Below are 23,281 nucleotides of genomic sequence, written 5' to 3'. Positions count from 1 at the left end.
CTTTTCCGAAATGCTCACTTGGCGGCTCCCGCCGTCTTTTTGGCGGCTGCAGTCGGCTTCTTCACCGCTGCCGGTGCAGGCTTCGGCTCGGCCTTTTTAGCCGAGGTCTTCGTCGCAGCAGGTTTTGCCGCTGGCTTCGCTGCGGCCTTGGAGGCCGGGATCGCTTTCGCTGGCGCACCCTTCGTCTTCGCCGCCGAGGCCTTTTGCGGTGCAGCCGGCGTCGCCGCCGCGACAGGCGGTGTCACCACCGACTCATCGGTCATCGCCGGAAAGGTCGGCGCCGCCGGCGCCGCTTCCGGGCCATTGACGCCCGGCAGCACTGTCGCGCCATTCTTCAGCTCGGTATCCTGCGGCGTCGAAGCTGGCGTGACCGGGTCGACGGCCGGCTTCGGCTTCATCACCGCGTCGACGCCTGAACGGACGTCGGCTGCCGCCTGCTCGAACGGGTTGAGCTGTTTCCTGATCTCGGCGGCCGGGTTGAGGCTTCTGAGTGAATCGACCGACTTCTTGACGTCGTCAAGCTCGGCCTCCTTCAGCGCGTCGTTGAACTGTTTCTGGAAGTCGGCTGCCATGCCGCGCATCTTCGCCGTCGTGCGGCCGAAAGTGCGCAGCATCTTGGGCAAATCCTTAGGTCCGACGACCACGATCATGACAATCGCGATCACCAGCATCTCGGTCCAGCCGATGTCGAACATGGCGATACGTTCCGACTAAAGTTTTGGGCTCAGCTCTTGCTGGCCTTTTCCTTCACTGCCGAAACGGTTTCGTCGGCACGGTGTTCAACGGTGCGCTTGTCCTCGGCGACCTCGTCGTCGGCTATGCCCTTCTTGAAGCTCTTGATACCCTTGGCCATGTCACCCATCAGCTCGGGAATCTTGCCGCGGCCGAACACCAGCAACACAATCACCAGAACGATCAGCCAGTGCCAAATCGAAAATGAACCCATAACAATCTCTCTCGAAAGTTTTCTCTGACGATGATCTATGCGCTTTCACGTCGGGATTCAAACACAACCGCGACAGAGTTTATAAATGAGTGGCCGAAGTCACGCACTTTCGGCGCCATAGCCCGCTACCAATCGGCGCAGCCGCGAAATACCAACGGCTTTCGGCATGTCGTTTGGGTCAATCTTCCTCGACGCGCGGCGTCAACAGGCCGAGTTCCTCGAGGTCGATGTCGGTCAGCGGATCCTCGTCGTCGGTCAGCGCATCCGGATCCGCCGGCGGCAGCGGAATGGAAAAATTCGACGGCATGCGGCCTGAAAGCAGCCCGGCGCCCTTCAATTCGTCCATGCCGGGAAGATCGCGGATCTCCTCCAGCGCGAAATGGTCGAGGAAGATGTCGGTGGTGCCGTAGGTGACGGGACGGCCGGGCGTGCGGCGCCGGCCGCGCATCTTCACCCATTCGGTCTCCATCAGCGTGTCCAGCGTGCCCTTCGAGGTCTCGACGCCGCGAATATCCTCGATCTCGGCGCGCGTCACCGGCTGGTGGTAAGCGATGATCGCCAGCACTTCGAGCGCCGCGCGGGAAAGCTTCCTCTGCTGTACCGTGTCGCGGCTCATCAGGAAAGCGAGATCGCCGGCGGTGCGGAACGCCCAGGCGTCGCCGACGCGCACCAGATTGACGCCGCGCCGCGCATAAATCTGCTGCAGTTCGGCCATCGCCGCGGCAATGCTGATGCCGTCAGGCAGGCGTGCGGCAAGCTGCTTTTCGCTGACCGGTTCGGCGCTGGCGAAAACAATCGCCTCGGCCATTCGCACGGCTTCCGCCATATGCAGCCGCTCGCCAGGATTCTGGGACAAGTTCTGGGCTTGATTTTCTGCCGGTACCCCGGCGAGCACGCCCTCTTCGGTCTCGTCGTCGACGTTGAACGGAATGACCGAAGCGTTGGCGCGTTCACTCATGATGCCACCTCGACTGCCCTGATGCCTTGCGCACGGCCGCGCAGATAGAGCGGCGCGAACACCTCGTCCTGCCGCATTTCCATTTTGCCTTCGCGCACCAGTTCCAGCGTGGCCGCGAACGAACTGGCAATCGCGGTACGCCGCTCGTCCGGGCCGGTCAGATATTCGACCAGGAAACTGTCCAGCGCCGTCCAGTCGGCAAGCGTGCCGATCAGCCTGTTGAGGATGTCGCGTGCATCCTTGAGCGACCACACACCGCGCCTGGCGATCGTCACATTGGTGATCGCCTGCTTCTGGCGTTGCGCCGCATAGGCGGTCAGCAGATCGTAGAGCGAGGCCGAATAGGCGTTGCGTTTCTCGACCATGACCATTTCCGGCATGCCGCGGGCGAACACGTCTCGTCCGAGCCGGTTACGGTTGACCAGGCGTGCCGCCGCGTCGCGCATCGCTTCCAGCCGCTTCAACCGGAATTGCAGCACCGCGGCCAACTCCTCGCCGCTTTCGCCGTCGTCACCGGGTTGCTTGGGGATCAAAAGCTTCGACTTGAGAAACGCCAGCCACGCTGCCATCACCAGATAGTCGGCGGCAACCTCCAGCCTGAGCGCCCTCACCTTCTCGACGAAGGCCAGATATTGCTCGGCCAGCGCCAGGATCGAGATGCGCGACAGATCGACCTTCTGGTTGCGGGCAAGATGCAGCAGAAGATCGAGCGGGCCCTCGAAACCGTCGACATCGACGACCAGCGCGGGATCGCCAGTCAGCCGCGAATCGTCGTTCTCGGCCCACAGACGGTCCATCGGTGCGGCCTTGCCGGCCTTGCTGTCCAATGTTTCCGCCACTTCCTGTCGCTTTCCTTTGCTTCTAGCTTCTTGTTTGACCATGATCTGTTCCGAAAAACCGGCTCCCATTTTTCGGGATCATGGTCCAGGCCACCGCATCGAAATAGGTGGCGAATTCGGCGCGTATCTCGGCTTCATCAGCCCGATCGCGCTTCTTGATATAGGTCAGCGCCCGTTGCGCGCGTTGCAGCGACGTGCCTTCAAGCCCTGTTGTGCGCGACGCAATGCCGGCCATCTCCTCGAAAACGCCGTTGCAGTGAAGGACCAGATCGCAGCCCGCCGCAAGGATCGCGGCCGCCTTTGTCGGGAAATCCCCAGAAAGTGCCTTCATCGAGGTGTCGTCGCTCATCAACAGCCCGTCGAAGCCGATTTCGCCGCGGATGATCTCGTCGATGACCTTGCCGGAGGTGGTGGCCGGGTTCTTCGGGTCGATCGCGCTGTAGACGACATGCGCCGTCATCGCCATCGGCAAATGATTGAGCTCCCTGAACGGGGCGAAATCATGCCGCTGCAAGTCGCTCATTGAGGCATCGACCGTCGGCAGTTCGAAATGCGTGTCGGCAAAGGCCCGTCCATGCCCGGGGATATGCTTCATCACCGGCAGCACGCCGCCCGACATCAGGCCCTCCGCCGCGGCGCGACCCAGTTCGATGACGGCACGAGGCTCCTTGCCATAGGCGCGCGCGCCGATGACGTCGCTGGCGCCCTCGATCGGAACGTCGAGCACCGGCAGGCAATCCGCCGTGATGCCGTAGCGCAGCAGGTCGAAGGCGTGCAACCGCGCCATCAGCCAGGCGGCGCGGTTGCCGGCATCGTGATCGTTGCGCCACAAGGCCCCGAGCGCACCACCGGCCGGATAATTCGGCGCCAACGGCGGCCGCAGGCGCTGCACCCGGCCGCCTTCCTGGTCGATGAACACCGGGGCGTCCGGGCGCTCGATACAGTCGCGCATCGCCGCGACCAGATCGCGGATCTGCTCGGTCTCGCCGATGTTGCGCGCAAACAGGATGAAGCCCCACGGGCATTCATTGCGATAGAAATTGATTTCGTCGCGTGTGAGCGATTTCCCGGCGCAGCCGAGGATCATGGATTTTGATTCGGTCATGAGCAGGAGTTTAGAGCTTCACGCGGACAAAGGGAATCGCATCGAACCACATGCGGTTGAGCCACAACCCCTTCCACACAAAGAACTCCCTTCCACCAAAAAACGGCGCGGTTCGTGACCGCGCCGGTTCTTTCCGCCCAAGGGCGGGTATTCGAAATGGCTAGCGCGACACGAAGCAGTTGCCGCCGGCAGCCTTGTAGTTGGTGCACAGGTTGATCGCATCGTTGCGTGACTTCGCCGGGACGCGGACGCGATAGAACGTTCCCTTGCCGGCGATCTCGGCCTTGACGATGTTGGCGGTGTGGCCGGAAAGCACGCTGCCGTAGCGGCGCTGCAGATCCTGATAGGTCGACTGGGCGCTTTCGACAGTCGGTTGCGAAGCGATCTGCATCGACCACGAGCCACCGCCGGTCGAGGCGGCCGCCGGACTGATGGACGCAACCTGGTCGGGCTTGACCTCGCCGACGACGTCGACCGGCTGGTCGGACGGACGCTGCGGCGCCACCGGAACCATGGCCGGCGTATTGGCAGGCTGGGCGGTTTGGGCCTCAGCCTCAGGCGCGGCTGCCGGCGCGGTTATCGGATCGACTGTTTCCGGCTTGGCTGTTTCCGGCTTGGCGATTTCGGTCTGATCGCCGCCCACCGGGTCGCCACCCAACAGATCGCCACTTGCCTGGTCGGCAACAGGCGGTACCGTACCGGTCTGTTCTGCTGCGTCGTCGGCCTGTCCCGCTGGGGCCACATGCTGCGGCGCCGGATCGACAGGTTCGACGGCAGCCATCTGCGGTGCAGGCGCCGGATCGACAGGTTCAACGGCAGCCGTCTGCGGTGCCGCAGGCGCCGGATCCTCCCGCGCAACCAGCGAGCCATCTGATTTGACGACCATGGTTCTCACCTTGCGCGGTGCAACGGCGACGACGTCGGGCTCGATGCCCTGGTCGGCCTCTTGCAGAACCTGGGCGATACGATCCTCGGACTTGGGTGCCGGCGCGGCGGCGACGTCGGCATTTCCGGCCGCTTGCGTGCCGCGGATCGCATTGGCGCCTTCAGCGGCGGCGGATTCGGCATTGCGGATTGCATCGGGGGCTTCAGCCGTGTCGATATCGTCGGGCGAAAGATCGACCACACGGCTCTGCGGCGGCTCCTTGGCCGCCACGTCCACCGGCTCTTCGGTGTTGGTGACCAGTTTTTCCTGGACCGGTTCGGCAGGCTTTGCGCCACCCTTGGCCACTGCGTCATAGACCTTATTGTCCTGGTTCGGCACGACGGTGCCGCCCGGATTTTCAGGCCTGACCTTGATCGGTGCGTTGTCCGCCTTGACGATGACCGGCGCATCGGTGCCGCCGGCGCCGCCGAAAGACAGCGCGAAGGCGCCGAGACCGCCGGCGAGCGCCACGGCGCCGACGACTGCGGCGACCAGCAGGCCGCGGCTCCGCGGCCTCGCGGCATCGTGCCCAGCCAAGCCGGGAACCGACATGGCCTCATCCAGTTCGGGGTCGTAGTCGAGTTCGTCAAATCCAAAGTCGTCGGCCTGCGAGGCCGGCCGGCCGTTGGGCAAGTCGCCCCAATCGAAGCCGCTGGCGGCATCGGCATAAGACGCACTGACAGACGCTTGTGCGGGTCTCGCCGCATAGGTCCGCGTTTCAACGCGTTCGGGCTCATAGCCTGACTGGAACCCGGCCGCTGACTGGATTCCGGCCCCTGACGGGAAACCTGCATTGTAGGATTCGTCGTCATACGACGCGCTGCGCGCCGGGGTGGCAGCGACGTCTACGGTGTTCATTTCGGTGAGAAGGCTAGCGAACTCGGTGTCGAGATCGTCATAGGCAGGCGCCGCCGGTTCGTCGTCATTGAAGTCGAGTTCCGGAATATCGAGGTCGTCCGCCAGCGCCACGACGCGCTCGGGCACATCGACCGTCTCGACATCAGGCATCTCGTCATACGCCGAAGACTGTTCGCTTTGCGCCGGCGCAGATGCAGCATTGGCGGCATCGTCTTGCGCCGGCTCATCCTGATAGGATGGTACCGCAGCCATCGGCGGCGGCGCTTCCGTGGTCCTCGCCGAAGCCGTCGGCTGGGCTGCAAAGGCAGGTTGCGACTGCGCGACCGGCGTTACGCGGCTCCACGAATGGGCCGGCGCCGGCGGGGCGGAGCGTGCGGCCATCCAGTTGAGCGCGTCGTCCTGGGAAGCGGCGGCCGCAACGTTCTCGCCGTCGCCATGGTCCAGACCGATGTCCTTGGCGAAGGCGGTATGCAATGCATCATCGTCGAAATCGACATCGGCCGGCCCGGCGGCATCTTCAGCGCCGAAATCCTGACCCTCGAGGTCATCGAGGAGAACGGAGTCGAGATCGGCCTCGGCCGCCTGAACCGCGCCATCCGATGGCTCCGAAAGGTCTTGCTCGTCGAGGCTCCAGTCCAGTTCGTCGATGGTATCCACTGGTTTGTCGGCGGCTTTTCCAGCCGCGGCCACAGGCTGCTGAACCAAGGCGGGTTCATTGGCCGCGGACGCAACCACCGGAGCGGCCCGTGTGCGCATGATGCCCAACAGCGCGTTCAATTCGTCTTCGAGGCTCCGCTCGTCAGCGACGGGGGCAAGCGCCGCCGGCTGGACTACGGCGGCCGGCGCCGTCGGTTGGGCTGCAACGCCGGGGGCCGGCGCAACCGGCTCTTCGGCTTCCTCGGCAAGCGCGTCGTCGAAGCTCAAGTCAAAATCGTCGTCGAACGCATCTTCCGGGGTCGCGGCGGAAGGGCCATCCTTGGCCGCGATAGCCTCCGGTTCGTCAATTTCTGGCTCGTCAATTTCGACCGGTTCAGCCGTGCGAACCTCGAAATCCATGTCGACATCGGCCATGGCGTCGTAATGGCCGGCAAAATCCTCACCGGACTCTTCCGAAACGGCCCGATCAGGCGCAGCAGGAGCTTCAACAGCGGGCTGCTCCATCGGCACGTGTTCGTCGAGTATCAACTCGTCTTCGAGCGAGCTTGCGACGGCATTGTCGAATTCGTCGTCGAAGACGGGTTCGGCGGCCGGCGCGGCGATTTCAGCGGGTTCGGCAGCGACGGCGTGCGCCATCGGCACGTGTTCGCCGAGCATCAGCTCGTCTTCGAGCGAGCCTGCGACCGCGTTGTCGAAGGCGGGTTCGGCGGCCGGTGCGGAGATTTCGGCTTCGGCAGCCTGCGCCATCGGCACGTGTTCGTCGAGCATCAAATCGTCTTCGAGCGAGCTTGCGACTGCGTTGTCGAATTCATCGTCGAAGGCGGGTTCGGCGGCCAGAGCGGACACGGCGGCGGCAGTATTCTGTTCGGCCTCGTCCGTCGCATCGTCGTCGAGCAGTAAATCCTGTTCGAGCGAAGCGGCAAGCTCGTCGTTCCCAAGCTTGTCGTTCACCGGTAAATCGTCTTCGAATGGCGACACGTCTTCGAGCGAACTGGCGAGCCCATCGTTGAAATCGTCATCGAAGGCAGCTTCAGCAGCCGATGCGGATGCTTCGGCAACGTCAGAACGAACGTCATCGGCAGCAACGGCATAGGCGGTCTCGTCCGTCGCATCGTCGTCCAGCAGGAAATCCTGTTCGAGCGACGCGGCAAGCTCGTCGTTCCCAAGCTTATCAGTCACTGGCAAATCGTCTTCGAAAGGCGACACGTCTTCGAGCGAACTGGCAAGCGCATCGTCGAAATCGTCATCGAACGCAGCTTCAACAGCCGGCGCGGATCTTTCGGCAACACCAGCGCGCGCGTCGTCGGCAGCAACGGCATGGCCAGCTTCGTCCGCCGCATCGGCGTCGAGCAGGAAATCCCGTTCGAGCGACGCGGCAAGCTCGCCGTCCCCAAGCCCGTCGTCAATTGGGTCAATGGCAGCCGCTTCGAAAGCCGGCTCGCGAACCTCGGTTGCGCGGTCATTGTCGTCGGCGCCGAATTCGCCCATCAACTCCTTCTCGAGGTCGATGTCGAAGTCGCCGTCGTCCACCGGCTGGCTGGCGGGAGCCGCCTTCGGCTGGGCCTGCGGCTTGACCGGCTGGCGCGGGTCGAACCCCATGATCCTGGTCAGTTCCGCGAACGGATCATCGTCGGCGATATCGTTTTGGGCGGCTGCTCTCAGCTGGGTTCTGTCTGCCATTATTGTTCCCGAACTCGCACTCATTCGGACGCCATGGACGTCGCGTAGGGTTGGCCCTTACCAGCGCAATGTGGGCAAAAGGTGACAGGTTTTTTAGTCAAACCTAACGCATTTCGGTGGGCGCATCGGCTCCGATCAGCGTCAGGCCGGACGTCAAAACGTCCGAAACAGCCTGCACCAGCCCTAGTCTGGCATGCGTCAATTGTCGGTCGTTAACCTTAACAAAACGTAAGTCCGGATTCTCGGTGCCGCGGTTCCAATGTCCGTGGAAGCTGGAGGCGAGATCGTAGAGGTAGAATGCCAGCCGATGCGGCTCGAGCGCAAGGGCCGCGGATTCAATCAGCCGCGGATATTCGGCAAGCTTCCTGATCAGGCCGATCTCGCCTTCGTCGGTCAGCGAAGCGGTGGCGGCGGCCAGCCGACTGCGGTCAAAATTGGCCTCGCCCAACTGTTCGCTCGCCTGCCGGAACACCGAATGGCAGCGCGCCGAGGCGTACTGCACGTAGAACACCGGATTGTCCTTCGACTGCTCCGTCACCTTGGCGAAGTCGAAATCGAGCGGCGCATCGTTCTTGCGGTACAGCATCATGAAGCGGATCGGATCGCGGCCGACCTCCTCCACCACTTCGCGCAGCGTCACGAAATCGCCCGACCGCTTCGACATGCGCACCGGTTCGCCCTCGCGAAAAAGCCTCACCAACTGGCAAAGCAGCACGGTAAGCTTCACCTCGTCGCCGGAAATCGCCCGGGCAAGCGCTTCCAGGCGCTTCACATAGCCGCCATGATCGGCGCCAAGCACATAGATCAGCTCGACGAAACCGCGATCGACCTTGTCCTTCAAATAGGCGACGTCCGCGGCGAAATAGGTGAAGGTGCCGTCCGACTTGACCAGCGCCCGGTCCATGTCGTCGCCGACCGCCGTCGAGCGGAACAGCGTCTGCTCGCGATCCTCCCAGTCGTCCGGCTTCTCGCCCTTGGGCGGCGGCAGCTTGCCCTTGTAAATGTGGCCCTTGAGCGTCAGGTCGTTGATCGCCGAGCGGATTTTCCGGGCGTTGTCGGCGTGCAGGGTACGCTCCGAGAAAAAGACGTCGTGATGCACATTGAGCAGCGCCAGATCCTCGCGGATCATCGCCATCATCGCATCGATCGTCCTGTCCTTGACGATGGCAAGCGCTTCCTCGTCGGCCATCTGCAGCAAGGAGCGGCCGAATTCGCTGGCCAACCCCTGGCCGACCGGGATCAGATAATCGCCAGGATAAAGCCCGGCAGGAATCTCGCCGATATCATCGCCGAGCGCCTCGCGGTAACGCAGCATGGCAGAGCGGCCGAGCACGTCGATCTGCGAACCAGCGTCGTTGATGACATATTCCTTGGTCACGTCATAACCGGCGAAGGCCATCAGATTGGCGAGCGCATCACCCACCACGGCGCCACGGCAATGGCCGACATGCATCGGCCCGGTCGGGTTGGCCGAGACATATTCGACGTTTGCCTTCTTGCCGCCGCCGACGGCCGAGCGGCCGTAATTGCGGCCTTCGCCGAGCAGCGCAGTCAGGTGCACCTGCCAGAATGCGTCCCTGAGCCTGAGATTGACGAAGCCCGGACCGGCGACGTCTGCGGCGGCGATGTCGATGTCGGCACGGAGCGCCTGCGCCAGCTTTTCAGCCAGTGCGCGTGGGGACTGGCCGGTCGGCTTGGCCAGCACCATCGCGGCATTGGTCGCCAGGTCGCCATGGCTGGGGTCGCGCGGCGGCTCGACGGCGATGCGCGACAGGTCCAGCGAACCGCCGTCCTTGTCTTTCAAATCAAGCGCTTCGACAGCTCTGGTGATTCGCGCGTTGAAATCGGCGAAGATGTTCATTGGTGTGGCTCTGGGGTGTGGCTCTGGCGGCTTTGCAGGGATCCGGCTCATTGGCCGGCAAAATCGAGCTCGGCCTAGCTTAATTCCGGCGTATGGTCAAACAAACGGCGGTGTTCTTTCAATGCGTAGGTATCCGTCATGCCCGCCAGGAAATCGGCGACGCTGCGCGCCTTGATGCGATCGTCGGCCCGGTCGAGCCCTTCGCGCCAGCCATCGGGCATGGCGCGCGGATCGGCGAAATAGACCTCGAACAGGTCGTTGACGATCTGCTCGGCCTCGTTGCGCACGCGCATGACCTCGCTGTGCCGGTAGAGATGCTTGTAGAGAAAGGCCTTCAATTCCTTTTCGAACGCGGCCATTTCGGCTGAAAAGGTCACCATCGTCTCGCCTGCCGCCCTTACCGCGTCGGCGCTGTCCGGCTTGATGCGGGCCAGATTGGCGGTGGTGGAAACGATGACATCCTCGACCATCATCGTGATCTGCCGGCGCATCAGTTCGTGCCCTGTCCTCACATCGTCGAGCGCCGGATGGCGCCGGCGCACGCCTTCAAGGATCGAGCCGGGCAGCGAGATCTTTTCCAGCATGTCCAGCTTCAGGATGCCTGACCTCAGGCCGTCGTCGATGTCATGGGTGTTGTAGGCGATGTCATCGGCGATTGCCGCGCACTGCGCCTCGATGCCGGCGAAGCGGTCGAGCTCGAGATCGTACAGCCCCGAATAGTCTCGGATCGCTTGCGGCACCGGCCCCTTCAGGCCGTTTCCCCTGGCGTCGGTCAGCGGGCCGTTGTGCTTGACCAGCCCCTCCAGCGTTTCCCAGGTGAGGTTCAGCCCGTCGAATTCGGCATAGCGGCTCTCCAGCCGCGTCACCACGCGCAGCGATTGCGCGTTGTGGTCGAAACCGCCCCAGACAGCCATCTTGTTGTTCAGCGCATCCTCGCCGGTATGGCCGAAGGGCGTGTGACCGAAATCGTGCACCAGCGCCACCGCCTCGGCCAGATCCTCGTCGCCGCGCAGCGCCCGCGCCAGGGCGCGCGCTATCTGCGCCACCTCGATCGAATGCGTCAGCCGGGTGCGGTAATGGTCGCCCTCGTGCGCGACGAACACCTGCGTCTTGTGCTTCAGCCGGCGGAATGCCGTCGAATGGATGATGCGGTCGCGGTCGCGCTGGAACGGCGTGCGGGTCGGGCTCTCCACCTCGTCGAACAGGCGCCCGCGCGACTTTGCCGGATCGCAAGCATAGGCTGCGCGCGGCCGATAGCCGAATCCGATGTCGCCCAACTCATTTGTCATCGCCGCTGCCGCAGTTGACTTGCCCTCTCGCGCTTCATACCTATCATGTGAAACCGAAAGCAAGGTGACGCCCATGGGCGCTGATGCCAAGACTGCCATGAAAGTCGAGATGACCGACGCCGCCGCTAGGCGGATCGCCAAGATTATATCTGGCGAAGCCGGCAAGAAGGCGCTGCGCGTTTCGGTCGAGGGCGGCGGCTGCTCCGGTTTTTCCTACAAGTTCGACCTTGTCGACACCCGCAACGATGACGACGTCGCCATCGAGAAGGACGGCGCCACCGTGCTGATCGACGACCTCTCGCTGGTCTATATGGGTGGCTCGGTGATCGATTTTGTCGACGACTTGATGGGCCAGTCGTTCCAGATCAGGAACCCGAATGCGGTCGCCTCGTGCGGCTGCGGCACCAGCTTCAGTATTTAGAAAATGCCTGCCATTAGCGCGGTCCGTCAGGTCGCGCTTTCAGCCGGGCGCGATCTCGATGCAACGCTGGTGTTTTGGCATGACGTGCTCGGCATGACGGTGCACGCACGCTTTGATCCGCCCGGCATCGCCTTCATCATGGCCGGCGACGTGCGGCTGCTGTTCACCGATGGCCTGCCGGCCGGCACCGTCTATCTCGACATATCGGGCCTCGACGATTTCCACGCCTCGGCAAAAGCCGCCGGTGTCCCCTTCACTGCGCCGCCGATGCTCGTCCATCGCGATACCGAAGGCCTGTTCGGGCCGGCGGGGGAAAGCGAATGGATGGCCTTCCTAAAGGACCCGGCAGGCAATACGATCGGCCTCGTCGAACGTCTTCCGCCGGAACAGCAATGAGGCCATCATGAAAATCGTCACTTGGAACATCAACGGCGTTCGGGCCCGCATTGGCAATTTGACCCATTGGCTGACGGAAAGCGCGCCTGATATCGCCTGCCTGCAGGAGATCAAGACAGTCGACGAGCAGTTTCCGCGCGCCGAGATCGAGGCGCTTGGCTACAACGTCGAAATCTATGGCCAAAAGGGTTTTAATGGCGTCGCCATCCTGTCGAAACTGCGCTTCGACGAGGTTATCAGAGGCCTGCCGGGCGACGATGCCGACGATCAGGCGCGTTTCATCGAGGGCGTGTTCTCGACCGACAAGGGCGCGTTGCGCGTTGCCTCGCTCTACTTGCCGAACGGCAACCCGATCGATGACGAGAAGAAGTTCTCCTACAAGCTGTCCTGGATGGCGCGGCTGGAGCGCTGGGCCGAGGAAAGGCTCTCGCTCGAAGAGGCCCTGGTGTTGGCCGGCGACTACAATGTCATCCCCGAATACATCGATGCGAAATTCCCGGAGAACTGGCTCAGCGATGCGCTGTTCCAGCCGCAGACCAGGCAGGCGTTTCGCCGGCTGAAGAACCTCGGCTTCACCGAAGCCGTGCGCGCGGTCACCGACTCGCCGGACATTTTTACTTTCTGGGACTACCAGGCCGGCGCCTGGCAGAAGAACAACGGCATCCGCATCGATCACTTGCTGCTCTCGCCCGAGGCCGCCAACCGCTTTTCCTCGGTCTCGATCGAAAAGCACGTGCGCGCCTGGGAAAAACCCTCCGACCATGTGCCGGTGGCCGTCGAACTGGCTTTTGCGCCGATCTGATCATTTCGAGGTCCGGACCGCCGGATTCCCGGTTGATGGACCGTCATATCGCCACAATCGGGGGCTCCGCTGCAGTCCGGGTTCGGCCGGGGTTCAGAATGACGATCAGGTTTGCGATTTGCCTATGTGCCGCCGCGCTCGCCCTCGCGGCGACGCCGGCTTTTGCCGATCCTGAATGCCTGGCCAACGGAAAGTCATTCCAGATCGGCCAGGTCGCCTGCCTGACGCTTTCCGGCCGGAGCCACCTCGCCCGCTGCGACATGGTGCTCAACAACACGTCATGGACAAAGATTCGGGACGATTGTCCGGGAACCACGCTGGCGCCGTCGGCCACGCCGATTTCAACGCCGGAGTCCGGCCTCGTTCCGACGAAACCGACCGAGAATTGATCTCGGCTGTCCGACTTCGAGATACCCATTCTTCCTGACTATTGGCTTTGTGACTGGCTTCGCGACTACCGGTCGCCGCCGCCCTTTGTGAGGATGTCGTCGGCCAGCGAAATCGCGGTGCGGCGGTCGGCCTCGCCCGCGGCGGCAAACGCCTCTTCCTGCATGCCGCGTATCCATGGCTGGTCGGAAGGCGAGGCCCGCTCGAGTGCCGCGGTCATCATCGCCAGCCCCCGAACGATCTTGCCGCTCTGGAAAAGCAGGTGGCCGAGCGTCGCCTGCGCGCCGGCATGCCCTTTTTCCGCAGCGAGTTGGAACCACCGCCCGGCCTGCTTGAGGCTAGCCTTGACGCCGCCCTTGCCATTCAGAAAGATCTGGCCCATCTCGAACTGGGCATTCGGGTTGCGGTAATTGGCGGCGGCGCGCATGTAATATTCCTGGGCCGCCACCTCGTTCTCTGTGATGGGGCTGCCGGGGATGCCCTTCCTCAGATAATCGCCGAGCGCCACGAGCGCGTCCGACACATAGCTCTCTTCCGGCGAACCGGGCTCGACGTCCTGGTCGACGATCTCGCTGAAGAACTTGAACGCCGCATAATCGTCGCGCTCCACGCCGTCACCCTCGGCATACATACGCGCAAGCTTCCAGGTGGCGCCGATCTGGCCGTTTTCGGCCGCGTACTTATAAGCCTCCGCGGCCTGCTCCTTGCGGCCGTTCTTATAGGCGGAGAAGCCGAACTGAAACACCGCCCACGGGCTGGACTGCGGCTTCACGCCGGTCTTGTCGTCGAACACCTTGTCGTCGAAGGCCATGGCCTGGCCCGCGGCGCCCAAGGTCGCGCCAAAAGTGGCGATCGCGACCAGTGCCGAAAAGACAGACAACCTCAGCAACTCAGATATCCGCATAACAATGTGTTTCTTTCGCACCACCGGGATGGGTGACCGCGCCGTCGCGGGCAGGCCCTACCGTTTGCGCATACTTCCAGATCGCGCCCGACTGATAGTCGGTCGCGCGCGCCTTCCATGCCTTCGCCCTGGCCGCCAGTTCGGCGTCGGACAGCGCCACCTCGATCGTGCCGCTCACCGCATCGATCGAGATCAAATCGCCATCCCTGAGCAGCCCGATCGGACCACCCACGGCGGCTTCCGGCCCGACATGGCCGATGCAGAAGCCGCGTGTCGCGCCCGAAAAACGTCCGTCGGTGATGAGAGCCACCTTGCCGCCCATGCCCTGGCCGTAGAGAGCAGCCGTCGTTGACAGCATTTCGCGCATGCCCGGACCGCCGCGCGGTCCCTCGTAGCGGATGACGAGGACCTCGCCTTCGCTGTAGCTGCGATCCGTAACCGCCTGGAAACATTCCTCTTCCGAATCGAAGCAGCGTGCCGGACCAGAGAATTTCAGCTCCGACATGCCCGCGACCTTCACGATCGCGCCTTCGGGGGCAAGGTTTCCCTTCAAGCCCACGACGCCACCCGTTTGGGTGATTGGTCGGTTGGCGGGACGGACCACATCCTGGCTATCATTCCACGCAACGTGCTCCATATTTTCGGCTAAAGTGCGGCCGGTCACCGTCAGGCAGTCGCCATGCAGATAGCCGTGGTCGAGCAACGTCTTCATCAAGAGCGGAATGCCGCCGGCTTCGAACATGTCCTTGGCGACATATTTGCCGCCCGGCTTCAGGTCGGCGATGTAGGGCGTCTTCTCGAAGATTCTGGCGACGTCGAAGAGGTCGAACTTTATCCCCGCCTCATGCGCGATCGCCGGCAAATGCAGCGCTGCGTTGGTCGAGCCGCCGGTGGCCGAAACCACGGTCGCCGCATTCTCCAGCGCCTTCAGCGTGACGATGTCGCGCGGGCGGATATTGTTTGCGATCAGCTCCATGATCTTTTCGCCGGAGGCGAAATTGAAGCGGTCGCGCATTTCATAGGGCGCCGGCGCCCCGCAGGAATAGGGCAGCGCCAGACCGATGGCCTCGGCGACGGTGGCCATGGTGTTGGCGGTGAACTGGGCGCCGCAAGAGCCGGCCGACGGACAAGCCGCTTGTTCGATTTCGAGGAGTTCGGCGTCGCCGATCGTGCCGACCGAGTGCTGGCCGACGGCCTCGAACACATCCTGCACGGTGATCTGGCGGCCCTTGTAGGAACCGGGCAGGATCGAGCCGCCATAGATGAAGATCGACGGCACGTTGAGCCGCACCATGGCCATCATCATGCCGGGCAGCGACTTGTCGCAACCGGCAAGGCCGACCAGCGCATCGTAGCAATGGCCGCGCATGGTGAGTTCGACCGAATCGGCGATGACCTCGCGCGACACCAGTGACGATTTCATGCCCTGGTGGCCCATGGCGATGCCGTCCGTGACGGTGATGGTGCAGAATTCGCGTGGCGTGCCGTTAGCCGCCGCGACCCCCTTCTTGACCACCTGCGCCTGGCGCATCAGCGAGATGTTGCACGGGGCCGCCTCGTTCCAGCAACTCGCGACACCGACCAGCGGCTGCGCGATCTCGGCCGCCGACAATCCCATCGCATAGAGATAGGAGCGGTGCGGCGCGCGCGCCGGACCGACGGTCACGTACCGGCTGGGCAGCTTGGTCTTGGAGATGACTCTGGCGTTCATACTCTTCCCTTGCCGCGGGCGGTGCGACCTGCCCCATTGCCGAGCCTTTTGGCACATGCCCTGAGACGAATTCGAGGTGCGCCGGGTTTATGGCGGGAAGTAGGCAATGTCGGCGGGCGCCCTTGTGGCGCGAGGGTTGTTCAGAAACTGTTGCCAAAACATCACGATCGCGTGAGGCAGAGGGAAGCGGCGTCGTTGCAACGCCGCTTGGTTGCCGGGAAGCCCCCCCTCAAGCAAAAAAGTCGGGCATGACCCGGCTTTTTACTATTGAAAACATGTATTTAGAACTTGACCTTAACCGAAGCTGAGCCGGCAAGGAGCAGATCGTCGTCGTACGTGTAGGTGATGGCATTTGCCGTGTCGCCAACACCGGTGAAGGTCGACGACCCACTGGTCAGAACACCGATCGAACCACCAAGTCTGACCTCGATCTTGTCGTTCGGCGAATAAGAAATGCCGCTGGCCACGGACCAGGTGTCCGACTGATAGCCGGAGGTCGTCGAGGTTCCACGGTCCCAGGTCAGCGAAACCGCGCCAGACAATTGGTCGGTGAACTTGTGAGCTATGCCGCCCGAAACCGTCCAGCCATCGCGATAAAGCAGATCGAAAGAAACGGGCGAGGGTGTACCGAAAACCGGGTTAATCACGCCGTTAATTGGAATAATGCCAAGCTTGCTCCACTCCTGCCAGCGAACCGAGCCAAAGGCCAACCAGCCAGGCGCTATACCGCTCTGCAGCTTGAATTCCACGGCCTGGGGTATCTCGGCCGAGGCGGAGACAGGGAACACTCCGGTAACATTTCCTAGCGGCCCACCTGCAAATCCGGTCGTGTCGACGGTTCCCGACAGTCCGTCATATTTGTAGCTCGAAGAGTACATCAAGCTTGCGCGCAAGGCGATTTCGGGAATTTCATAAGCGGCGCCCACGCGCCAACCCCATGCCTCGTCGGAAAGCTTGAATTTTCCGAGGCCGGTATTGCCGAAGGCCAGCAAGGTCTGGCGCGACAGAAACGCATCGACCTCCTGGTAGGAGACGCCGCCGATGAACCGCAGGGAGCCCTTGCCGACGTTTATCTTGTAGGAGCAGGTAAGGCCGAAATCATTTGTTTTGACGTAGTATTCGACCGCGGTTGGCGAATAGGCGTTGTTCATTCCGAAGTCTGCCTCCGCACCATACGGTTCCGTATAGCTCGCAAGGCAATCCACTGGTTCAAAAATGTTGGCCTTGATACCGATGCGCGGCACCGCATAGTCGCCGTCGACATCCACTGACGAAGACGACATTCCCGAGCCATCCAGGCGCTGCACATTCTTCAGTGTGCGCTGTGGCGAAACATAGGTGACGCCGGCATCGAACGAATATGGCGCGGCATCAAACAACTGATCGATGTTGACACCGCCCCGGTCGAAACCGCCTGCGTTCGCAACGCCCGAAATCAACAGCGAAAAGCACCCCGCCCCCAGCAGCGCTTTCAGACGCAAATTGTTCATGACTCTCCTCCCCGAATACGAATGGACGAAGCTAGAACCAATTCAGGTTAACGTCGCAACAACGAATTCTCGACGCGTACATGTACGCCTTCGCCGACCGCATTTTAGACAAAGTGGCAGCTTCACCGCAGAGCAGGAAAACGGCTCATTTGGCTGCAAATTGAGAAAAAAACTCGGAAAACTCGCATGGAACGGCGCAAAAACGGCCCGTTTTGCGAGAACGAACCCCATTGTTACATTATGGCAACAATGGGGCTAAAACATTCCGTTTACGTCAAGATTTACGCTGCGGAATGCCTATTTTCGTGGCAGGCACCCCGTCCGAAAAGCAGGTTCGGAGACTCGCGAACCTAGAGCATCGGACCCAAAGCGGCGCCCGGTTTTGGGACAATCCGATGCTCAGAAAATCTGATTCTCAAACACCAGAGATAGGTCAACCGGCTTCACGCACCCGCGTCAGCGCCACCGAAAGCTTTTCTTGCGCCTTGCGATATTCGGCGAGTTTTTCGCGCTCGGCTTCCACGACATCTTCCGGCGCGTTGGCGACGAATTTCTCGTTGGACAGCTTCTTGTGCAGGCGGGCGATCTCTTCGGTCACCTTGACCAGTTCCTTCTGCAGCCGCGCCGCCTCGGCGGTAAGGTCGATCAGGCTGCCGAGCGGCAAGCAGATGGTCGCCTCGTTGAGCACGATCTGGGCGGAGCCTTTGGGCGCCGCATCGACCAGCGAGATGTCGCCGACCCGCGCCAGCCGCTTGATGGCCGACGCCTGGCGCTCAAGCCTTTCGTGGGTTGCGGTATTGGCGCCGATCACCATCAGCGGCGCAATCGCAGCCGGCGGCACGTTCATTTCCGAGCGTACGGAGCGGATGCCGGAGACGAGATCGACCAGCCAGTTGATGTCGGCGGCCGCTGCCTCATCCTCGAAGTCTGGCGACGGCCACGCGGCATGGCAAAGCAGCGACGGCCGTTCCTTGCCCTCGCCTGATGTCTCGGCCCACAGCTCTTCGGTCATGAATGGCATCATCGGATGCAGCAGCTTATAGATCTCGTCGAGCACGAAGGCGACACAAGCCCGGCTTTCGGCCTTGGCAGCCTCGTCCGTGCCTGTGAACACCGGCTTCAGCAGTTCCAGGTACCAGTCGCAGAACAGGTTCCAGACGAAGCGGTAGGCCGCACCTGCCGCCTCGTTGAACCGGTATGAGGTGATGCCATCGGTGATTTCGCGCGCGGCGCGCGTCAGTTCGGTCAGGATCCAGCGGTTGACCGCCAGCTTGGCGTCGTTCAGCCAGAACTCATCGTTCCTCGCGACGTCGTTCATCTCGGCAAAACGCGTCGCGTTCCACAGCTTGGTGCCGAAGTTGCGGTAACCGGCGATGCGGGCCGGATCGAGCTTCACGTCGCGCCCTTGCGCGGCCATCACCGTCAGCGTGAAGCGCAGCGCATCGGCGCCGTATTCGTCGATGAGTTCGAGCGGGTCGATGACGTTGCCTTTCGACTTCGACATCTTTTGCCCGTTCTTGTCGCGCACCAGCGCATGGACATAGACGGTGTGGAACGGCTCCTCGTCCATGAAATGCAGGCCCATCATCATCATGCGGGCGACCCAGAAGAAGATGATGTCGAAACCGGTCACCAGCACGTCGGTCTGGTAGTAGGTCTTCAGCTCCGGCGTCTGGTCCGGCCAGCCAAGCGTCGAGAACGGCCACAGCGCCGACGAGAACCATGTGTCGAGCACATCCTCGTCGCGGGTCAGGATCTCGCCCGGCTTGAAGTTTTCGAGCTTGTCCTCGACCCAGGCCTTCCATGGCCCTTCCAGCGCCAGATAATATTCGACGGCGGCTGCGAGCGCCTCCTCCTCGGTCTTCTCGACGAAGACACGTCCGTCCGGCCCGTACCAGGCCGGGATCTGGTGACCCCACCAGAGCTGGCGCGAAATGCACCAGGGCTGGATGTTCTCCATCCAGTCGAAATAGGTCTTTTCCCAGTTTTTCGGCACGAAATTGGTACGGCCCTCGCGCACCGAGGCAATCGCCGGCTTGGCGAGCTCCGCCGCGTTCGCATACCATTGTTCGGTCAGGAACGGTTCGATCGGCACGCCGCCGCGATCGCCATGCGGCACGGCATGGCGATGCGGCTCGACCTTTTCGAGGAAACCGCCCGCTTCCATCAGCTCGACGATCTTCTTGCGCGCGACGAAACGATCGAGGCCGTCGAGTTCATCCCAGACGGCCTGGCGCTCGGGCGTCACCTCCAGCCCGGCGAGAAAGTCGTCATTGTCCGTGAGGGCGACCGCCGCCTCGACGGTGAGGATATTGATCGCCGGCAGGTTGTGGCGCCTGCCGACCTCGAAGTCGTTGAAGTCATGCGCCGGCGTGATCTTGACCGCGCCGCTGCCCTTTTCCGGATCGGAATATTGGTCCGCCACCACGGGGATCTTGCGGCCGACGATCGGCAGGACGAGGTTCTTGCCGACCAGATGCCGGTAACGCTCGTCGTCGGGATGCACCGCCACCGCCGTATCGCCCAGCATCGTTTCGGGACGCGTCGTCGCTACGGTGATGAAGGTTTTTGGATTTTCCGGATCGAAGACCTCGCTCTCGACGGGATAGCGGAAATGCCAGAGATTGCCGTTGACCTCCTGCTGTTCGACCTCGAGGTCGGAAATCGCTGTCAAGAGCTTCGGGTCCCAATTCACAAGGCGCTTGTCCTTGTAGATCAGGCCTTCCTTGTAGAGCGTGACGAACACTTCGAGCACCGCCTTGGACAGGCCCTCGTCCATGGTGAAACGCTCCCGGCTCCAGTCGGCGGAGGCTCCCAGCCGCTTCAACTGGTTGAGGATCGCGCCGCCGGATTCGGCTTTCCACTCCCAGACTTTCTCGATGAACTCATCGCGCGTCAGGTCGCGGCGGTGGATCTGCTTCTCCATGAGCTGACGCTCGACCACCATCTGCGTGGCTATGCCGGCATGGTCCATGCCGGGCTGCCACAGCACGTTCTTGCCGCGCATGCGCTCGAAGCGCACCAGAATGTCCTGCAGCGTGTTGTTGAGCGCATGGCCCATATGCAGCGAACCGGTGACGTTCGGCGGCGGGATAACGATGGTGAAGGCTTCCGCCCCCTCCTCGGCGCCTGCGCCGGCACGAAACGCGTCGGCTTCCTCCCAGATTTTGGCGATCTTCGGCTCGACGATTTTGGCGTCGTAGGTTTTTTCGAGCATAGGGAAATGGTCCGAGCTGTCGGGTTTTTGCTGGTCCGGTGTAAATCGGAAGGTTTTGGCCAAGTCAACCGCGAGGCGGCAGGCGAGCGGGCTCGCCTGCCATACAGATAGATCGGGCAAGATCACAGGCAGTGCCACTGCCGAGGCCGTAGGCATTGCATCGCGCATCAACGAAGACGCCGCCCGCAGCGGCGGGGTTCATCCGTCGACCGTCGGAATTATTACTGCGCGCCGCGCGCCACGCGTTCGATTTCCTCGCGCACCAGCCGCTCGACCAGCGTCGGCAGATTGTTGTCCAGCCAGTCCTGCAGCATCGGCCTCAGCATCTCCTCGGCAATCTCGTCGAAGGTTTTCTTGCTGCGGCTGGCGAACGCATCGGAAAGCTCGCCGAAGGCGGCGGCGACCTGCCGGCCCGTATGTTCGGAAAGGATCGCCGGACGAGCCGATGGCGCCTCGCTTGCTGGGCGAGCCAACCCGCTTCGCGGCGGAGCCGGCTCGAAAGCAGGTTCGGCCGCGTCCTCGAAAACCTCGGGCTTCGGTTCCGCGTCCGGCGTCCGTCGCCCCTCGGCCCTGTCCGGCTTGGCTACGGTCGTCGCTTCGCCGACTGCGGCGATTTCCCGCCGCCAGTCGGCAACGATGCTGTCAGTCGTCTCCGCAACCCTTGCCGTCGCAGGCGCATCCGGCTCCGGCTTGGCGGCCGGGGCCGGCTCGGCAGCGACCCTGGCACCAGCAAGCGTCACGGGCGCTTTGACCGAAGCCGGATCGGAACGCACCGGCGGCTCCATGCGTGCGATGACGGGCTCGACGGCCGACGGTGACGCCTGCACCTCGGTCAGCGTGACCGGCCCCTTGGCGTCCAATCCCGGACGCAACTCGGCGCGAAACGCGCTCACCTCCGGCGGCGCTCCGCCTGCCTCCGGCGGCGCTCCGCCCGCCGCCGCTGGCGCCCCGACTGCCGCCGGTGCCGGCACTGCAACCGACGTCAAATCCTGCAGCAGGTCGTCCGCCTCATCCGGCTGCTTGCGGCCGGTATCGTTGTCCTCGATGATCCTCCTGATGGAAGCCAGTATCTCCTCCATGGAAGGTTCGCGCTGTACGCTGCTTGCCGTCGCCATCGTCACATCCGCCGCCCTTGTGACTCGTTGCAGATTTCCTGTCCGGCCAAAGCCGGATTCGAATCATGGCGACAGGGTAACCGACGGATCGCGTTACGAGAATCCCCAATCTGAGGGCATGTTGGATTTCAACAGATTAGAGCCCGCGCATTCCTTCGAACGCGCGGGCTCTAATGCCTTGAAACTGGACGGGATTTGAAACTGCTGGCGCGATCAGCGGCCGTCTGGCGTGCGCAGGCCGATCCACTTGTCCTTGACCGCATTGTAATGCTCTTCGGGTCTGTATTTCGTCACCTGAAGGGCGAGACGATCGACCGAAAGGCGACCGATAGCAGACAGGATGGCATAGCTCGCCACCACCAAATCGCGTTCGGAACTGGCCTGGTTGATCTTGGCGTTGATGAGGGTGGCCTGCGCGTTGAGAACGTCGAGCGTGGTGCGCTGGCCGACATTGCGCTCCTCGATGACCCCGCTCAAGGCAAGCTGCGCGGCGGCGATCACCTGCCTGTTGGCCACCACGGTTTGCTGGGCGGCGATATATTGCGTCCACGCCGAGGTCACGGCTTGCCGCACGGTGTCGCGGCTGACATCGACCTCGATCCGGGCCTGGCTGAGCGATTCCTTGTTCTGACGCACTATCGCCGACGTCCGCCCGCCCGAATAGATCGGTATAGTCAACGTCGCACCAATGCTGGCCGAATTCGTTGTGCCATCCCGCCCCTCCCCGGGATCGAAGCGCGGCACGGTGTTTTGATAGGCGCTGGAAACGCCGGCGGAAGCCGAAAGCTGCGGCAGCAGCGCGCCTTCGGCCGATTTCACCGAAAACGCCGCCGCGTCGACCAGATGCTGGGTGGAGAGGATGGCCGGGTGCTCGCTGGATGCAATCGCGATCGCCGCATCGAGGTTCGACGGCAACAGCTTCGACACCGGCGAAGCGGCTCTGAGCCTGCCTGGCTCATCGCCGACGATCTGGCGATAGGTCGCAGCGCTTGCCAGCACCTGGGCGCGGGCGGCGGCCAGTTCCGCCACAGCGGAGGAGCGCTCGGCATCGGCCTGTGCGACGTCGGTGCGGGTGCCTTCGCCGACTTCGAAGCGCGAACGCGCCGCACGCGCCTGCTCGGTCAGGAACTGCAGGTTCTGCTCCGTCAGCACCGCTATTTGGCGGTCGCGAATCACGTCCATGTAGGCGCTTGCCGCGTTGAACAGAGTGTTCTCTTCGGTGTTGCGCAGGCTCTCGACCGAGGCGCGGACCTGCGATTCGGCTGCAGCGACGTTGTTCCTGGTCTGAAAGCCGTCGAACAGGGTCTGATTGATCTGGACGCCGAAGTTGCCGGTGGTCAAACGCGTGCTTTGGTTCGCGCCGGGTACATTGCCGCGGGCATTGAAATGGCTGTTGGAGTAGTCGATGTTCGCGGAGCCGGTGATGGTCGGGCGCCAGCCGGACTTGGCGATGGCAACGCTCTCATCGGTGACGCGGACGCCGGCACGAGCCGAATTGAGCTGGGAATTGTTCTGGTAGGCTTTGGAAAGTGCGCCGAAAATGGTTTCCGCCGAGGCGCCTAGCGGAGAAAGCGCGGTCGCCGAGAAGAGGACGGCGGCAAAAAGACTCTTTCGTAAAGACGGCACGTTATTCCCTCATTCGTTTTGCATGGGAACCACACCGCGCCGGCTTCTCCCATTCGAGCAGCCGGCGCGATGTGTTTCAGGTCCCCTGCTGTCA

17 protein-coding genes and 1 pseudogene are annotated in these 23,281 nt (G+C 62.7%); 4 read left to right on the top strand and 14 right to left on the bottom strand.

Annotated elements, in window-relative coordinates; all coding sequences use genetic code 11:
- Nucleotides 1-14 precede the first annotated feature (14 nt).
- The 8 genes and pseudogenes from tatB to AC0L3L_RS14765 form a co-directional block, all read right to left on the bottom strand.
- Nucleotides 15-695 (bottom strand): Sec-independent protein translocase protein TatB, encoded by a 681-nt coding sequence (gene tatB / locus AC0L3L_RS14800; protein WP_473638120.1) that lies wholly within the window; start codon nt 693-695, stop codon nt 15-17.
- 29 nt (nt 696-724) lie between these two features.
- Nucleotides 725-946: a twin-arginine translocase TatA/TatE family subunit gene (locus tag AC0L3L_RS14795; RefSeq protein ID WP_095493766.1), complete on the bottom strand. Its 222-nt coding sequence runs from the start codon at nt 944-946 to the stop codon at nt 725-727.
- 178 nt (nt 947-1,124) lie between these two features.
- Nucleotides 1,125-1,904, bottom strand: coding sequence for an SMC-Scp complex subunit ScpB (scpB, locus tag AC0L3L_RS14790; protein WP_292185833.1), 780 nt, complete (start codon nt 1,902-1,904; stop codon nt 1,125-1,127).
- Nucleotides 1,901-2,701, bottom strand: a complete 801-nt coding sequence (locus tag AC0L3L_RS14785; RefSeq protein ID WP_473638156.1) for a segregation and condensation protein A — start codon at nt 2,699-2,701, stop codon at nt 1,901-1,903. The genes scpB and AC0L3L_RS14785 overlap by 4 nt, the downstream gene beginning before the upstream one ends.
- Before the next feature lie 130 nt (nt 2,702-2,831).
- A pseudogene (gene nagZ / locus AC0L3L_RS14780) lies at nt 2,832-3,848 on the bottom strand (beta-N-acetylhexosaminidase); the annotation flags it as partial.
- 160 nt (nt 3,849-4,008) lie between these two features.
- Complete coding sequence (locus AC0L3L_RS14775) at nt 4,009-7,968, bottom strand: SPOR domain-containing protein (RefSeq protein WP_473638119.1); 3,960 nt, start codon at nt 7,966-7,968, stop codon at nt 4,009-4,011.
- A gap of 103 nt (nt 7,969-8,071) precedes the next feature.
- Entirely contained in the window at nt 8,072-9,829 is a 1,758-nt protein-coding gene (gene argS, locus AC0L3L_RS14770) for an arginine--tRNA ligase (RefSeq protein WP_473489515.1), read from the bottom strand.
- 74 nt (nt 9,830-9,903) lie between these two features.
- Nucleotides 9,904-11,118, bottom strand: a complete 1,215-nt coding sequence (locus AC0L3L_RS14765) for a deoxyguanosinetriphosphate triphosphohydrolase (RefSeq protein ID WP_473638118.1) — start codon at nt 11,116-11,118, stop codon at nt 9,904-9,906.
- A 73-nt stretch (nt 11,119-11,191) separates the two neighbouring features.
- Here AC0L3L_RS14765 and erpA point away from each other — a divergent pair, with 73 nt between their 5' ends.
- The 4 genes from erpA to AC0L3L_RS14745 all read left to right on the top strand — a co-directional run bounded on the left by erpA (nt 11,192) and on the right by AC0L3L_RS14745 (nt 13,126).
- The gene (erpA, locus tag AC0L3L_RS14760) at nt 11,192-11,539 is read left to right on the top strand and encodes an iron-sulfur cluster insertion protein ErpA (protein ID WP_095493771.1); all 348 of its coding nucleotides are present in this window, start codon (nt 11,192-11,194) and stop codon (nt 11,537-11,539) included.
- Between the two features lie 3 nt (nt 11,540-11,542).
- Complete coding sequence (locus tag AC0L3L_RS14755; RefSeq protein ID WP_473638117.1) at nt 11,543-11,935, top strand: VOC family protein; 393 nt, start codon at nt 11,543-11,545, stop codon at nt 11,933-11,935.
- Between the two features lie 7 nt (nt 11,936-11,942).
- Nucleotides 11,943-12,737: an exodeoxyribonuclease III gene (gene xth / locus AC0L3L_RS14750; RefSeq protein WP_123150642.1), complete on the top strand. Its 795-nt coding sequence runs from the start codon at nt 11,943-11,945 to the stop codon at nt 12,735-12,737.
- Nucleotides 12,738-12,835: 98 nt separating this feature from the next.
- Entirely contained in the window at nt 12,836-13,126 is a 291-nt protein-coding gene (locus tag AC0L3L_RS14745) for a hypothetical protein (RefSeq protein WP_473527567.1), read from the top strand.
- Nucleotides 13,127-13,191: 65 nt separating this feature from the next.
- Here the strand turns inward: AC0L3L_RS14745 and AC0L3L_RS14740 are convergent, their stop codons facing one another.
- From AC0L3L_RS14740 to AC0L3L_RS14715, 6 genes are all read right to left on the bottom strand, one after another.
- Complete coding sequence (locus AC0L3L_RS14740) at nt 13,192-14,028, bottom strand: tetratricopeptide repeat protein (protein WP_123150641.1); 837 nt, start codon at nt 14,026-14,028, stop codon at nt 13,192-13,194.
- Nucleotides 14,015-15,739 carry a dihydroxy-acid dehydratase gene (gene ilvD, locus AC0L3L_RS14735; protein ID WP_473638116.1) on the bottom strand — a complete coding sequence of 575 codons (1,725 nt, stop codon included), beginning with the start codon at nt 15,737-15,739 and terminating at the stop codon, nt 14,015-14,017. The genes AC0L3L_RS14740 and ilvD overlap by 14 nt, the downstream gene beginning before the upstream one ends.
- 281 nt (nt 15,740-16,020) lie before the next feature.
- Complete coding sequence (locus AC0L3L_RS14730) at nt 16,021-17,229, bottom strand: OmpP1/FadL family transporter (RefSeq protein ID WP_473489508.1); 1,209 nt, start codon at nt 17,227-17,229, stop codon at nt 16,021-16,023.
- A 433-nt stretch (nt 17,230-17,662) separates the two neighbouring features.
- Nucleotides 17,663-20,446 (bottom strand): valine--tRNA ligase, encoded by a 2,784-nt coding sequence (locus AC0L3L_RS14725; RefSeq protein WP_473638115.1) that lies wholly within the window; start codon nt 20,444-20,446, stop codon nt 17,663-17,665.
- A 221-nt stretch (nt 20,447-20,667) separates the two neighbouring features.
- Nucleotides 20,668-21,561, bottom strand: coding sequence for a PopZ family protein (locus AC0L3L_RS14720; protein ID WP_473638114.1), 894 nt, complete (start codon nt 21,559-21,561; stop codon nt 20,668-20,670).
- A 213-nt stretch (nt 21,562-21,774) separates the two neighbouring features.
- Nucleotides 21,775-23,187, bottom strand: a complete 1,413-nt coding sequence (locus AC0L3L_RS14715; protein ID WP_473638113.1) for a TolC family outer membrane protein — start codon at nt 23,185-23,187, stop codon at nt 21,775-21,777.
- Nucleotides 23,188-23,281: the final 94 nt, after the last annotated feature.

The organism is Mesorhizobium sp. WSM4849, assembly GCF_055811385.1.
This window is presented reverse-complemented; position numbering and strand designations above follow the sequence as displayed.